We start from the raw sequence: 14,961 nt of genomic DNA, 5'->3' as shown, positions 1-14,961 counted from the left end.
AAGCATTTGAGACGTCCTTACTTTAGGTAGGTGCCCAGGTTCCAGGTGTCGTTGGCGTAGTCACTGATCGTCCGGTCAGCCGAGAAGGGACCCATCCCGGCGACGTTGATGATCGCTTTGCGCTGCCACTCGTCAGGGCTCAGGTAAAGCGCGTCGACGCGCTTCTGGGTGGCCACATAGTCGGCGTAGTCAGCCAGCAGCAGGTAGTGGTCCCCATAGTGGAGCAGGCTGTTGAAGATGTCGTGATAGCGAGGGCGGTCGCTCGGCGAAAAGAAGCCGCTGTCGATGCGGTCGAGCGCTTCCTTGAGGGCTGGATCGTCGCGGTAGAAATCCATCGGCCGATGCCCCGCCTCCCTGATCGCGTTCACCTGCGCGGTGTTATTGCCGAAGATGAAGATGTTTTCGGCGCCGACGTTGTCGCGAATCTCGATGTTGGCGCCATCCTCGGTGCCGATGGTCAGCGCGCCGTTGAGCGACAGTTTCATGTTGCCGGTGCCTGAGGCCTCGGTGCCGGCGGTCGAAATCTGCTCCGAGAGATTGGCGGCCGGCATGATCAGTTCGGCGACGGAAACGCCGTAGTTGGGAATGAAGACGACCTGCAGCATATCGCGCGTTCGCGGATCGTTGTTCACGACTGCGGCGACGTCGTGGATCAGCCGGATCACCTGCTTGGCCATGTGATACGACGACGCTGCCTTGCCCGCGAAGAGCACGCTGCGCGGCGCCAGACCAACGGCCGATCCGTCTAGCAGTGCGTTGTAGCGCGTGATGACGTGCAGCACGTTGAGCAACTGTCGCTTGTACTCATGGATTCGTTTGACCTGGACGTCGAACAGGCTGTCCGGGTTGAGGACGATGCCGACTTCACGGGCAACGTAGTTGGCCAAGCGTAGTTTGTTGTCCCGTTTTGCCGTTGCGAAGGCGTTGCGGAAACCGGCATCGTCGGCGCTGGCCCGCAAATCCTGCAGACGGTCCAGATTCAGGCGCCAGTCCTTGCCGCCGAGACGTTCGTCGAGCAGGGTGGACAGGGCGGGATTGGCTTGTGCCAGCCAGCGCCTTGGGGTGACGCCGTTGGTCTTGTTGTGGAAACGTTCCGGGTAAAGGCGGGCGAAGTCGGCAAAAATCGTCTGGACCATCAGATCCGAATGCAATTGCGATACGCCATTGACCCGGTGACTGCCAACGATGCACAGGTGTGCCATGCGGACGCGCTTGTCGCGGTCGTGGCCACCGCCATCGTCGATCAGCGACACGCGCCGCATGAGCTCGATATCTCCAGGGTAGAGGCGGACCACTTCGTCGAGGAACTCCTGGTTGATGCGATAGATGATCAACAGGTGGCGCGGCAGCACACGGTTGATCAGGCTGACCTTCCAGGTTTCCAGCGCCTCCGGCATCAGCGTGTGATTGGTGTAGGAGAAGATCCGCCGACATTGGTCCCATGCCGCTGCCCAGCTCATGCCGTGGTCATCGATCAGGAGACGCATCAACTCGGCGACGCCGATCGCCGGGTGCGTGTCGTTGAGGTGTATGGCGATCTTCTCGGCCAGGTTAGTGAACGTGCCATGCTCGATGAGATGGCGCTCCAGGATGTCCTGCAGCGAAGCGCTGACGAAGAAATACTCCTGGCGCAGGCGCAGCTCGCGACCCGCGGCGGTGCTGTCGTTCGGGTAGAGAACCCAGGAAATGTTCTCGAAGCGGTTCTTGAACTCGGCGGCGCGCTGGTAGTCGCCGGTGTTGAAGGCGCCGAGGTCGATCTCGGCCGGTGCGGCAGCTTTCCACAGTCGCAAGGTGCTGACCCGCTCGGTGCCATGGCCGGGAATCACGTAGTCGAAAGCCTTGGCTTCGACCGAATCGGCGGCATGCCATTCCGCCCATTCATCGTGGTGCTCGCAGGTGCCACCGAAGCGCACGGTGTGGTGCTTGCCGGGCCGCGGAAACTCCCACGGCGAACGATCCTGCAGCCAGGCTTCCGGCTTCTCGACCTGTTGGCCGTTGAGAATCGATTGCGCGAACATTCCGTACTCGTAGCGCACGCCGTAGCCCCAGGAGGGAAGTCCCAGCGTAGCCATCGAATCGAGGAAGCAGGCCGCCAACCGGCCCAGGCCACCGTTGCCAAGCGCTGCGTCGGGTTCGCATTCCATCACCTCACCGAGCGATGGGCCTGGCGCGGTGAATACCGCTGCTGCCGAATCGCGCAGATCGAGGGCCGACAAGGCATTGTTCATCGCGCGGCCGATCAGGAACTCCATCGACAGGTAGTAGACCCGCCGCGCCTTGCTCTCCCGGTCAGCGTGTTGGGTATTGACCCAGCGCGTTGCCAGTTGCTCGCGCGCCACCTGCGAAAGCGCCAGGTACAACTCCATCTTGCCGGCGACAGAAGGTTCCGAGGCCACCGAGCAGAGCAGTTTCCGGTCGATCCGGGAGCGCAGTTGTTCGCTTCCTGGCTGGGGTTGGGCGAAATCGGGCATCAGGCAGGTACTCCAGTAAGGTTCATGGGGATGGCTCGTTCTCGGTCAATGCGTGGGCAGAGCCAAGCAGCGCCGGGGTAGGAGAAAGCACGACATAGGTCGGGATTGCCGCCAAGTAGGAAGCGAAGCGCCCCTTGGCCTCGAAACGGGCGCGAAAGGCGGACCGATCGAACACTTCGCCGAGGCGTGGAATGATACCACCGCCAACATAGACGCCACCCTGGGCGCCGAGGGTCAGGGCAAGATTTCCTGCCACTCCGCCGAGCAGCGCGCAGAAGGTGTCGATCACGACCCGGCACTGTAGGTCTTCGCCGGACACGGCACGGGCAACGATCTCGGCCGTGGACCAGGGTTCGCAGCGGCGGCCGTCGACCTCGGCTACCAGACGATGCAGCAGCGGCAATCCGCTGCCGGAAAGCAGGCGCTCGGCAGAAACGTGACCGAGTTCACGCCAGGCGAGGGCGAGAATCTCCGCCTCGCGTCTATCCGTCGCCGCCAGCGAACAGTGCCCGCCTTCGCTGGTCAGCGCCAGCCAGTGGCCGCGATTGAAGAGCACCCCGGAGACGCCGAGGCCGGTGCCGGGGCCGAGCACCGCTTTGGCGGCCAGCGCCACCGGTTTGCCGCCCCCGACCTGATGCAGGTCTTCGGCGGCGAGCAGCGGCAGCGACAGGGCGAGAGCGGTGAAGTCATTGAGCAGGAGCAGCCGGGTCAGCCCCAGCCGCGATCTGATCTCGGCGCGCGCGAAGATCCAGGCGCCGTTGGTCATGCGGATGACTTGCTCGTGCACGGGAGCGGCGAGGGCGAGCGCCGCGGCGCGCAATGTCGGGCTGCCGACCTCACCGAGATAGGCCTCGATGGCTTCGACCGGGCCGGCAAAGTCGGCTACCGTGAGGATGCGCGCCCACTGCGGTGCGCCCCGCTCGTCGAGCAGCGCAAAGCGCGCGTGGGTGCCGCCAATGTCGGCGACGAGCAGTTCGGGTGCGCTCACGTTGCGGCGGTGGCGTTCGGTCGGTTGCTGGTTCATGAAAAGCCCGGCGGCAGCCAAGAAGTGATGACGACCTGAATCTTCGCACCAATTGCCGGATTTATCAAAGACCCTGCCATCATGCGGCGCTATGCGCTCAGGATTGCGCTACGATCGGGTACCGGCGGCGCTTCGCCGTCGTTCGATCATTGTCTTGCCTGAAGGCTATCAGTGAAAAACGCGAATCTGATCAGAATGTTCGCCGACATCGTCGGCACCGAGCAGGTGTTGACTTCGGCCGCCGCGATGTCTGCCCACCTCACCGATTGGCGCGGGCGCTATCGCGGCGCGGCGATCTGCGTCGTCCGTCCGCGGACCACGGCGGCAGTCGCCGCCGTGGTCCGCGCCTGTGCTCAGGCCGGCGTGCCGATGGTGCCGCAGGGGGGCAATACCAGCCTGTGTGGCGCGGCCACGCCGGATGCTGGAGGTCGGGCGGTGGTGGTCAGCCTGTCGCGGATGAACCGTTTGCGGGCCATTGATCCGGCAAACAACACGATGACCGCTGAGGCTGGCTGTGTGCTGCAGACGCTGCAGGAAGCCGCCGCCGAAGCCGGACGCCTGTTGCCGCTCTCGCTCGCTGCCGAGGGCAGTTGCCAGATCGGCGGCAATCTGTCGACCAATGCCGGCGGCGTGCAGGTCCTGCGCTATGGCAACGCGCGCGAACTGACTCTCGGCCTGGAAGTGGTGCTGCCCAGCGGCGAGATCTGGGATGGCCTGCGCGGCCTGCGCAAGGACAACACCGGCTATGACCTGAAGCACCTCTTCATCGGCGCCGAAGGAACGCTGGGCATCATCACCGCCGCGGTACTGAAGCTCTTCCCCTTGCCGCTGGCGGTGGCGACCGCCTGGTTGGCGATCGAATCGCCGGCGGTGGCGGTTCGCCTGCTCGGCGAACTGCAGGCCCGCTTCGGGCCGGCGCTGACGGCCTGCGAACTGGTTTCCGACGTTGCCCTCGGCCTGGTGCGCAGGCACATCCCTGGTGCGCACCCGGCCGTGTCGGCAAGCCCGTGGCATTTGCTGATCGAGATTTGCGGCGGCGGCAACGATGGCGCGCTGCGCGACGAGCTTGGCTTGCTTCTCGCCGAGTCTCTTGACTGCGGTTCGATCAAGGACGCGGTGCTGGCGCATAGTGGCGAGCAGGCGAAGCGCCTGTGGGCCTTGCGCGAAAACATCGGCGAGGCGCAGAAGATCGAAGGGCTGAGCATCAAGCACGATGTCTCGCTACCGATTTCGCGCCTGCCGGAATTCGTCGAGCGCGCCGACCGGGCACTGGCCACGGCTTTCCCGGAAATTCGCATCGTCACCTTTGGCCACCTCGGCGACGGCAATCTGCACTACAACCAGTCGACATCGGCCGCTGGTGAAAATGCCGCCTTCCTGGCCGCGCAGCCGAAGGTGAACCGCATCGTCCATGACCTGGTGCACGAGTTGAGCGGCAGCATCAGTGCCGAGCACGGTATCGGCCAGTTGAAGCGCGAAGAGTTGCTGCGCTACAAGAGCCCGGTCGAGATCGAGATGATGCGGGCGATCAAGCGGGTTCTTGATCCGCAGGGACTGATGAACCCTGGCAAGGTGCTCTGACTGATTTTCCAGCGCACTGATCCCGGTCAAACGGTGATCACTTTTTGGCGGGTCAGCTTAGGCGGCAGTCTGTGGCACACCACGCAACTCCGGCTGCCCGGCTACGGCCGCGCGCAACAGGATCAGCGCCCGTTCGTACTCGAAGGCGCTGATCTGCCGCTCGATCATGCCGATCCGGGGGCCAAGAGCGGCGCGCAGCATCGGCGCGGCATCGCGGAAGATATCATTCGCTCGCATGTCGTCATTGGCCAACAGGGCATCAAGGCGCGCCACGATGCCCCGCAGCTGCGCCCAGTCCACCGCCATGTCGCCGCCGTCGGCGCGCTTCGCTAGCCACTTCAGCACGGTGGCGAAAAGGGCCTCCGGGTCTACCGGCTTGGCTACATGGTCGTTCATTCCCGCTTCCAGGCATTGTGCCCGGTCCTCAGCGAAGACGTTTGCGGTCATGGCCAGGATCGGCGTCGTCTGTCGGCCCGGCAGGCGACGGATGGCGCGGGTGGCGTCGAGGCCACCCAACACCGGCATCTGCACGTCCATCAGGATCAGGTCGTAGTCGGTCTGCCGCGCCCGCGCGACCGCCTGCGCTCCGTCCTCCGCCAGATCGACCGAGAGTCCCACCGCGCGCAACAGAGCCAGCGCCACCTCCTGGTTGATGGCGTTGTCCTCAACCAGGAGCAAGCGAGCGCTTTGATAGCCGTGGGCCAGAGTCCGCTCGGCGCCGGAAGCGGATGGATTCAAGCGGGCCGGCCAGGCCGGTTCCTGAAAGACGCCGAGCAGGGTTTCGTACACAGCGGAAGGCGTCACCGGCTTGGCCAGCACGGCCAGGAACCCGCCGCGTTGCGCCTCTTCGTCGGTCAGTTGGTGCTCGCCGGCGGTGACCAGCAGGTGCGCCGGAGGGGTGTGTAAAGCCAGCCTTCGCAGGCGCGCCGCTGTCGCCACGCCATCGAGGTCCGGCATACGCCAGTCGAGCAGGACCACCTCGAACGGATCAGCCGCCTGGTCGGCTGCCGTGATTGCCGCCAGCGCTGCTGCTCCGGAGTCGGCGGTTTCGACCCGCAGGCCCAGGTCACGCAACATCGCCGCCAGAGCGCTGCGGGCCTCGGCAAGATCGTCCACCACCAGCGTCCTGCATCCTTGCAGCTTGACCGTGGGCCGCTGCGACGAGGGGTCTGGGGGGGTCTTGCCGAGGCGCGCGCTGAACCAGAAGGTACTGCCCACTCCGGGTTGGCTCTCCACACCGACCTTGCCACCCATCATCTGCGCCAACTGCCGGTTGATGGCCAAACCCAGTCCGGTGCCGCCGTAGCGGCGGGTGGTCGAACCGTCGGCCTGCTCGAACGCATCGAAGACGCGCGCCTGAACCTCCGGCGCGATGCCAATGCCGCTGTCCTGGACTTCAAAGTGCGCCAGCAGGTCGGTCGCGTGGTCTTCGATCACGCGGGCGCGGATGACGATGGCCCCCCTTTCGCTGAACTTCACCGCGTTGCCGGCGAAGTTGATCAACACCTGACGAAGGCGCAGGGGGTCGCCGTGAAGCGTCCGCGCGAGCGCGGGGTCGAGGTCATACACCAGTTCCAGCCCCTTGGCCTCTGCCTTGTCGCCGAGCTGGGCGGAAACCTGATCCAGCACCTGATCCAGCTTGAACTCGACCGGGTCCAGGGCGAGCTTGCCCGCTTCGACTTTAGAGAGGTCGAGGATGTCATTGATCACCGCTAACAGATGCTGCGCCGCGCCCGATATCTTGCCCAACTGCTCCATTTGCCGGCGGTCGGCGGCGGTACGCTGGAGCAGATGCGTCAAGCCGATGATGGCGTTCATCGGTGTCCGGATTTCGTGGCTCATATTGGCCAGAAAGGTGCTCTTGGCCCGGTTGGCCGCTTCGGCCACGTCCTTGGCGGCGGCGAGCTCGGCGGTGCGTTGAACGACCCGTTCTTCCAGGTGCTGGCGGTGGTCGTCCAGTTCTCTGCCAATGCGTTTCTTCTCGGTAATGTCTTCTTTCACCGCCACGTAGTGGGTGATGCGCCCGTCCGGTTGGCGTAACGGGGTGATGATCGCGAATTCGATGTATTCGCTGCCATCTTTGCGCCGGTTGTACAACTGCCCCTTCCACACCTGGCCCTGGCTCAAAGCAGCCCACAGCGCCGCGAAAGTCTCCGGCGGCGTGCGGCCGGATTGCAGGAAGCGGGGGTTTTTCCCCAGCACCTCTTCGCGGTCGTAGCCGGTGGAGCGGAGGACGGCTTCATTGACGTATTCGATGCGCGCATCCAGGTCGGTGATGACGACGCTCTCGGGGCTTTGCTCGATGGCCAGGGAGAGCTTGCGCAAGTGCTTCTCGGCCTGCTTGCGCTCGGTGATGTCCTGGATATAGCCATGCCAAAGGATGCTGCCGCCGGGTTCGGCAAGCGGCGCCGAGCGTCCCTCGAGCCAGACTTCACCCTTGATCGGATGCCCTATGCGGAACTCTTCATGCCATTGCGTCATGCGGTGAGCGGATTCAGCAATGGTGGCCCGGATGTGGGCCAGATCGTCCGGATGGGCGAGGGCAAAGAGCGGCGAAGCGTCGTCCAGCACGTCTTCGGGGCGTAGCCCGAGCGTGTCCGCAATCGCTGGACTGGCGTAGGGCATGCAGGCACTGCCATCCGCCCGCAGCCGGAACGAATAGATCATTCCCGGCACGATGGCGGTGATCCTGGAAAACTGGTCTTGCAAGGCGATCTGCTCGTGCCGCGCGGTGATATCGCGGCCGATGCCCAGCACCCCGACCAGGTTTCCCCCGGCATCGCGCATGGGCGTCTTGATGGTCTCCAGGAGCACGCGGTGGCCGTCGTCTGCGAAGGTGACCCATTCCTCGTTGACGCTCGGCCTTCCGGCGGCGATGGCTTCCCAGTCCTTCTGGCGGAAGAAGTCAGCCAGTTCGGCAGCGACGAAGTCGTGGTCGGTCTTGCCGACAATGTCGGCCTCCTGCGCCCCAAACAAGCGCTCGAAGATTTGGTTGCAGGTGAGATAAACGCCTTCCGGGTCTTTCAGCCAGACCAGATCAGGAATGGTCTGGATCAGGGTGCGCAGCCGGGTGCGTTCGTTGGCCAGTTGTTGCAGGGTCTGCAATTTCTCCACCTGCTGCCGGCGCTGGGCCAGCGCGAGGCGCAGTTCGCCTCGCTGGCGAACGAAAAAAGCGGCCACGGCGACGGCGAACAGTGCCATCGCGCTGGCCAGGGCGATCCAGATCGCATCGCGTTTGGCCGGTGCGTACAACTCGTCCTGATCCAGTTTGACGACCAGGAACCAGCCCGTCGCCGGTATCGTTTTCGCCACTCCGATGACCGGGGTTGGCCGATAGTCGTCACCCTCGACGTCACTACCCAACTTCGCTTCATCGCGGAGTATCTGCGCGGCGAGAAGTCTTGTTTCCGCTACCGGAATGCGCAGCTTGAGCGCCGCGTCGGGTCGGTGGCGCAGATCGTTGAGAAAAAGTACCTGATCGCCGTCGTCGCGGAAGATCACGGTTTCTCCGCTGGCGCTGGGATACGGCCACGACTGGATCATGGGGTAGAGGACGGTCGTTGGGTCGACTCGCAGGACCATGGCCAGGCCGGGGCGGCCGGCTACCGGCGGCAGGGGTGCGACGAAGTCCAGACGGATTCCTGAGGGTGCCTCTTCACCGCGATACAGGTCGGTATGCAGCACTCGTCCTTCGGCGATCGCCCGCCGGGCGGTGGCACGCAGTTCGTGCGACAAAGGGGGTGACGCGCCATCTGCCGCCAGGACGACCTCGCCCCGGTCGTCGAGCAGAAAAACGGTCTGATAGCGATAGGCATCGCGGTACTTTTCCAGTCGCTCCCGCAAGCGCTCGCGGCTCGGCGTGTCGCCGGTGTCGCGCCAGCGCCAATACAGTTCGGCATAGAGGCGACTGGTATGGGCAAACTGCGCATCCCCATGGCGTTCCTGGAGCCAGGCCGAAATCTGGCTGACCTTCAGTTCGGCGATGGCCTGCAGCCGTTCAACTTCCTTCGCTTTCTGCTGGCGGACGGTGTAGGCGATCGCGCCCAGCGCCGACGCGACGATCAGGGTGGCGAGCAGTAAGAAAAGCAAGATCACCGGCCTGTTGGGTGCGCTGCCTGCAGCGGGATCAGCGAGCTCCGCGTGGCGCTTGGGTTTCATCGGCAGGGTGGCTCAGCCGGCAGACTCGCCGCTGTCCCGGTAATGCTCGGCGATCGCCTGAAACTGATCGAAGATGGACAGGAAGGCATCGACCACGTCCGGATCGAACTGGCGGCCGCGATCCGCGACGATGATCGCGCTGGCCTGCGCGAACGGCATCGGCGGCTTGTACACGCGTCGGCAGGTCAAGGCGTCGAAAACGTCCGCCAGCGCCATCAAGCGTGCGGAAACGGGAATCGCATCGCCGGCGAGGCCATCGGGATAACCGCTGCCGTCCCATTTTTCGTGATGCCAGCGCGTGATTTCCTTGGCCAGGGCGAGGAATTCCACCTGTTTGTCGGCATCACGCTCGGCCTGTTCGATAGCCTCGTAGCCGAGTCGGCTGTGGGTCTTCATGATCTCCCATTCCTCGGCCGTCAGCTTGCCCGGCTTGAGCAGGATGTAATCGGGGATGCCGACCTTGCCGATGTCGTGGAGTGGAGCTGAGCGGGCGAGCAATTCGACATCACGGTCGCTCAGGACGTCGGCAAACCGGGGGTGCGATTGCAGTTTCCTGGCCAATGTCCACACGTATTTCTGGGTGCGTCGCAAATGGTTGCCGGTCTCCAGATCGCGAATCTCGGCAAGATGCGCCAGGGCGTGAATACTCACCTCCTGGATCAGCAGGTTCTCGTTCAGGCGGCGCTCTATCTCCGCCTCCAGGACGACATTCTGGCTGCGCAGCAGGTCGCGCGCCTGCTTCAATTCCAGTTGGGTATGTACTCGCGCCAGCACGATGGCCGGGCGGATCGGCTTGGCGATGTAGTCCACTGCGCCGCGATGCAAGCCGATCCGCTCGTCCTCGGTGGTGTTCATCGCGGTGACGAAGATGACCGGGATATCCCGCGTGCGCGCATCTTCGCGCAGCTTCTCCAGGACCACATAGCCGTCCATTTCCGGCATCATCACGTCGAGCAGGATGAGATCGGGCCTTGGCTCGGCCGCGGCAATCTGCAAGGCGCGCTGACCGGAAACGGCCGCCTGCACTCGATATGTCGGTTGTAGCAGTTCACCCAATACCGTCAGATTCTCTGGCGTATCGTCAACAATGAGGATGGTCTGCAGGCCGTCTTGCGCGGGAAGAACAATCATGATTTTTCTCGTTAATAGCAGAGCAAGCGTGCCATAACGCTGCCTGCCTCGCGTCTTTACCGGCGACATGGGCCGTTTGAACTTTAGTTATGGCAGGCTTTCGCTCAATCCGTTCGCTCTGAGCCCGCAGGGAGGGCCATTCTATTCTTGCAAAACACGTACTGCAGGGATGATATCGATCACTTCTCCGCTGGCCGAGCCCCCGAGCACCAGATCGCAGTGCGAGCAGCGGGGGTTTCGCGGATAATGCCCGCAAAACATCCCATGAATCTCCATGCCTAGCACATCGCCGCGCGTTTCCCTTGCTCCCGCTACCCGACGCTACCGGCGCCGGAATTTTCCCGCTCTCTGTCTGGCCATCGGGCTGGTTGGCGCCTGCTGCTTGCCCTCGGCTGCCGGTGCGCGGCCCTGGTTCGACGAACAGGGACCAACGGCTGCCGCTCGCCAGGCCTTTGCTGTGCTCTCCGGTGCTGCGGCCGACGGACTGGAAGCGCGGGATTATGGCGTCGAACAGTGGCGGCAAAGAATCGACGGCGCCGGCGGCGGGTCGACATGGACGGAAGAGACGATCGCGCGCCTCGATGACGCACTGAATACGTCCATACGGCGCTATCTCGCCGATCTGCACGCCGGGCGCGTTGATCCGCGAGCGCTTGGTGCAAAATACACGCCGAACGCTGCCGGCGACTTCGACCCGGATTCCCTGCTGTCATCAGCGCTTGCCGATGACCGCCTGGCCGACCTGGCGCGCAGCGCGGCGCCACGTTGGCCACAGTACGGTCGCTTGCGGAAGTCGTTGGCCGACTACCGTGAGCTGGCCGGCAATCCGGCCTGGCAGCGGGAGCTGCCGCAGCTCCCGGCCGGCCGGCTGACGCCCGGCCAGGCCTACGCCGGTAGTGCGCAACTCGCGCAGCGCCTGATCCTGCTCGGTGACCTGGCACCCGGCAGCGCACCGCCGCCACGCCCCGAACGCTACGAAGGGAATCTCGTCGAGGGCATCAAGTCGTTCCAGCAACGACACGGGCTGATGGTCGATGGGGTCATCGGCAAGGAAGCCTTCGCGCAACTCAAGGTGTCGCCGGAGGCGCGCGCCGGGCAGATCGAACTAGCGCTAGAACGGCTGCGCTGGACGCCGCTGCCAGCGCGGCGCGCCGTCGTGGTCAACGTGCCGGAGTTCATGCTGTACACCTACGACCTTGGCGCGCAGCGGATCGAACCTGGGCTCGCCATGCGGGTCATTGTCGGCGACGCGCGCAAGACGCGCACGCCGCTTTTTGACGCCGAAATGCGCTTCGTCGAGTTCAGCCCCTACTGGAATATCCCACCTTCGATCACGCGCGGGGAAACCTTACCCAGACTGCGCCGTGACCCCGGCTATTTCGACCGTCAGGGCTTCGAACTGGTGACCGGCGATGGGCGGGTCATTGCCGGCTTGCCGGAGGGAAGTCTCGATGCCCTGGAGCGTGGCCAGATGCGTATCCGCCAGCGACCGGGGGCAGGGAATGCGCTCGGCGACATCAAGTTCGTCTTCCCCAACAGTGAGCACATCTACCTGCATCACACGCCGACCCCGCAGCTCTTCAAACGCGATCGGCGTGACTTCAGTCACGGCTGTATCCGGGTCGAAGCGCCGCTGGAGCTGGCGAGGTTTGTCCTTGCCGACGAACCGGAATGGAGCAGGGAGCGCATCGTTCAGGCGATGCGCAAAGGAAAGTCGACGACGGTCCGCCTGAAGGAAGCCTTGCCGGTGGTCATCGCCTACAGCACCGCCGCCGTCAGGGACGGTCGCGTTCACTTCTTCCCCGACCTTTATGACCGCGACAAGGCCCTGCGCGATGCCTTGCGCGAACGTTCGATCGCCGTCCGGGCCGCGGCTGAGGCTTCCCCTCCGATCGCGATTGACGTAAAATCAGCCGATTAGCACAGGAATCAGGCAGGTCGCTCATGTTCAAGTCGGAAAAGAACCCGCGTCGGATCTTTCTTGGTCACGCGACCCGCTGGGTCGTCGCCGGGGCAGTCATGCCGTTTGCCAGGCCCGCTCTGGCTTCCTTGCCGCAGGCACGGCGCCTTGAATTCGATCACCTGCACACCGGCGAGACGATTTCCGTCGTTTTTGCGGTCGGCGAACACTATGTTCCCGATGCGCTGAACACGCTGAACTATTTCCTGCGTGACCATTACTCCGGTGAAGTGGGCACCATCGACCCGCAACTGTTCGACCTGCTTTTCCAGACCCGGCAGGAGTTGGCGTGTGAGCAGCCTTTCGAGGTCATCTCAGGCTACCGCTGTGCCGCCACCAACTCGAAACTGCGCCGCGCCGGGGGTAGAGGGGTTGCTCGGCAGAGCCTGCATATGTCGGGACGAGCGATCGATATCCGCCTGGCCGGCGTGCCTTTGGACGAACTCCGCGATGCCGCCCTGTCATTACAGGCTGGCGGTGTCGGTTTCTATCCGCGAGACGAGTTCGTTCATCTCGACACCGGCAGGGTCCGTTCCTGGTAGTCCGGCGTGGCACGACCGGCCTCTCTTGGGTCGCGATGGTCGGCAGCGCTCAATGGACGGTCGGCGGCGCGGGCGACAGCGTCGTACCGAAGAGTTGGTCGATTGCCGGCGCGTCGAAACGGTACTCGCGGTTGCAGATGTCGTCCTTGATGACGACCTCTCCCTGCTCGTGCAAGGCGGCATAGACTTCGGCGCGGCCGAGCGAGCGCAGCATCGAACGGACTTTCTCCCAGTCCTCCGGGCAGTTGTGGACCACTGTTCGGGCAGGAAAAAGACGAACGGTTTCTTCGTGGAAGAGGCGCAGCAGCAGTTCGTCGGCGGGCAGAGACAGCAGTTCCCTGGCTTTGACCGTCGCGGCGAGCGCCGCGACGCGCGTCCAGCCGTCAGCGTCGCGCTCGTCGGCGGAGGGCAGTTTCTGGAGCAGAAGGCCGGCAGCGCCGTCTGCCGAGGCGGCAAGAAAGAAGCGCGAGGCAGACTGATCCGACTGTTCGAGATGCCGTTCGAAGATCTCGGCGATGCTGTCGCCGGCCAGCGGCACGATGCTCTGGTAGGGCTCGCGCATCGACGGCATATCGAGCGACAGCAGCAGTTGCCCGTTACCCAGCAGTTCCGGTGTTGACCCGCCTGCCAGCGGCGCGCTGAAACTGGCCATGCCGCGGATCTGCAATTGCTCGTTGCAGTCGATGATCAGCAGTGAAACCGGGCCACTGCCACGCAACTGGATGGTCAGGCGTCCGGGTTGTTTCAGACGGCCACCCAGGAGAACGGTGACGGCGCTCATTTCGCCGAGCAGTTGGACAACGGGGGCCGGGTAATTGCGATTTTCGAGCATCTTCCTCCACACCGGCCCCAGACGAACAAGGGCGCCACAGATGTCGAGATCGTCGAGCAGAAAACCGCATACGTAGTCGTTGGCGTCGTTAGTCATGTGCTCGCGCGACTTTCATCGTCAGCTTCGGATCACGAGACGGCGAGCATCCTGTCCAGCGCCAGCTTGGCGAGATCCCTCTCGTGCGCCGGGACGGTGATCTGGTTCACTACCTTGCCATCAGCCAGATTCTCGAGCGTCCACGCCAGATGTTGCGGGTCGATGCGCTGCATCGTCGAGCACATGCAGACCGTCGGCGCCATGAACTGGACGATCTTGCCTTCGTGCCGGAGTTCTTCGGCCAGGCGGTTCACCAGATTGAGTTCGGTGCCGACCAGCCAGCGGGTGTTCGGGCTGGCTTCCTTGATCGTTCTGACGATGTGTTCGGTCGAGCCGACAAAATCCGATTGCTTGCACACTTCGAAGCTGCATTCCGGGTGGGCGATGACCAGGCCGTCCGGATACTGGTTGCGGAAGCGCAGGATGTGCGCCGGCTGAAACATCTGGTGCACCGAGCAGTGGCCTTTCCAGAGCAGGAGTTTCGCGCGCCTGATTTGCTCGGCAGTGAGGCCACCCATTTCGAGGTCGGGGTCCCAGACCATCATTTCGTCGAGTGGAATTCCCATCCGATAGCCGGTCCAGCGGCCGAGATGCTGGTCGGGAAAGAAGAGAATCTTTTCCCGGCGCTCGAAGGCCCAGCCAGCGATCGTTCCGGCGTTCGACGAGGTGCACACGATGCCGCCGCGTGCACCGCAGAAGGCCTTGAGATCGGCGGCCGAGTTGATGTAGGTCACCGGGGTGACCTGCTGATCGACGTCGAGTACCTCGCCGAGTTCGCGCCAGCAGCGCTCGACCTTGGCCAGATTGGCCATGTCGGCCATCGAGCAGCCGGCGGCGAGGTCCGGCAGGATGGCCATCTGTTCCGCTTGCGACATGATGTCGGCGACTTCGGCCATGAAATGCACGCCGCAGAAGACAATGTACTGCGCTTCGGTCTGCGAGGCGAGGCGCGAGAGTTTCAGCGAGTCACCGGTAAGGTCGGCGTACTGGTAAACGTCGGCACGCTGGTAGTGGTGGCAGAGCAGAACGGCCTGGTTGCCAAGCCGCTCGCGGGCAGCGCGGATGCGCTGATGGCACGCATCGTCCTGCAACTGGTTGAAGTGGTCGAAGCTGATGGTCGCGGTTTGCATGGTCGGGTACTCGAAGCGAGGTCAAAGGAGCCTGGC

The 14,961-nt window shown here is 63.9% G+C and carries 9 protein-coding genes; 3 read left to right on the top strand and 6 right to left on the bottom strand.

Going from position 1 to position 14,961, the window contains the following annotated elements:
- Window positions 1-17: 17 nt before the first annotated feature.
- On the bottom strand, window positions 18-2,471 hold the full coding sequence (locus ACCAA_RS21180; protein WP_186409231.1) for a glycogen/starch/alpha-glucan phosphorylase: 2,454 nt from the start codon (window positions 2,469-2,471) through the stop codon (window positions 18-20).
- A gap of 22 nt (window positions 2,472-2,493) precedes the next feature.
- A complete protein-coding gene (gene glk, locus ACCAA_RS21175; RefSeq protein ID WP_186409230.1) occupies window positions 2,494-3,495 on the bottom strand; it encodes a glucokinase in 1,002 nt (333 codons plus the stop codon).
- 195 nt (window positions 3,496-3,690) lie between these two features.
- Here glk and ACCAA_RS21170 point away from each other — a divergent pair, with 195 nt between their 5' ends.
- Window positions 3,691-5,076: an FAD-binding oxidoreductase gene (locus ACCAA_RS21170; RefSeq protein ID WP_186409234.1), complete on the top strand. Its 1,386-nt coding sequence runs from the start codon at window positions 3,691-3,693 to the stop codon at window positions 5,074-5,076.
- 57 nt (window positions 5,077-5,133) lie between these two features.
- Here the strand turns inward: ACCAA_RS21170 and ACCAA_RS21165 are convergent, their stop codons facing one another.
- Both ACCAA_RS21165 and ACCAA_RS21160 read right to left on the bottom strand, forming a co-directional pair.
- Entirely contained in the window at window positions 5,134-9,165 is a 4,032-nt protein-coding gene (locus ACCAA_RS21165; protein ID WP_245754723.1) for a PAS domain S-box protein, read from the bottom strand.
- 81 nt (window positions 9,166-9,246) lie between these two features.
- Window positions 9,247-10,365 (bottom strand): HD-GYP domain-containing protein, encoded by a 1,119-nt coding sequence (locus ACCAA_RS21160; RefSeq protein ID WP_186409229.1) that lies wholly within the window; start codon window positions 10,363-10,365, stop codon window positions 9,247-9,249.
- A 274-nt stretch (window positions 10,366-10,639) separates the two neighbouring features.
- Between ACCAA_RS21160 and ACCAA_RS21155 the strand changes: the two genes are divergently transcribed.
- The gene (locus tag ACCAA_RS21155) at window positions 10,640-12,286 is read left to right on the top strand and encodes a L,D-transpeptidase family protein (protein WP_186409228.1); all 1,647 of its coding nucleotides are present in this window, start codon (window positions 10,640-10,642) and stop codon (window positions 12,284-12,286) included.
- Between the two features lie 23 nt (window positions 12,287-12,309).
- Entirely contained in the window at window positions 12,310-12,867 is a 558-nt protein-coding gene (gene mepK / locus ACCAA_RS21150; RefSeq protein ID WP_186409227.1) for a peptidoglycan L,D-endopeptidase MepK, read from the top strand.
- 49 nt (window positions 12,868-12,916) lie between these two features.
- Here the strand turns inward: mepK and hslO are convergent, their stop codons facing one another.
- Both hslO and nadA read right to left on the bottom strand, forming a co-directional pair.
- Window positions 12,917-13,795 carry an Hsp33 family molecular chaperone HslO gene (gene hslO, locus ACCAA_RS21145; RefSeq protein WP_186409226.1) on the bottom strand — a complete coding sequence of 293 codons (879 nt, stop codon included), beginning with the start codon at window positions 13,793-13,795 and terminating at the stop codon, window positions 12,917-12,919.
- A gap of 32 nt (window positions 13,796-13,827) precedes the next feature.
- The gene (gene nadA / locus ACCAA_RS21140) at window positions 13,828-14,925 is read right to left on the bottom strand and encodes a quinolinate synthase NadA (protein ID WP_186409225.1); all 1,098 of its coding nucleotides are present in this window, start codon (window positions 14,923-14,925) and stop codon (window positions 13,828-13,830) included.
- Window positions 14,926-14,961: the final 36 nt, after the last annotated feature.

Origin of the sequence: Candidatus Accumulibacter aalborgensis (genome assembly GCF_900089955.1) — a bacterium.
Lineage (GTDB): Bacteria > Pseudomonadota > Gammaproteobacteria > Burkholderiales > Rhodocyclaceae > Accumulibacter > Accumulibacter aalborgensis.
Note: the sequence above shows the minus strand (reverse complement) of the source record. Positions and strands in the feature narration are given on the sequence as shown.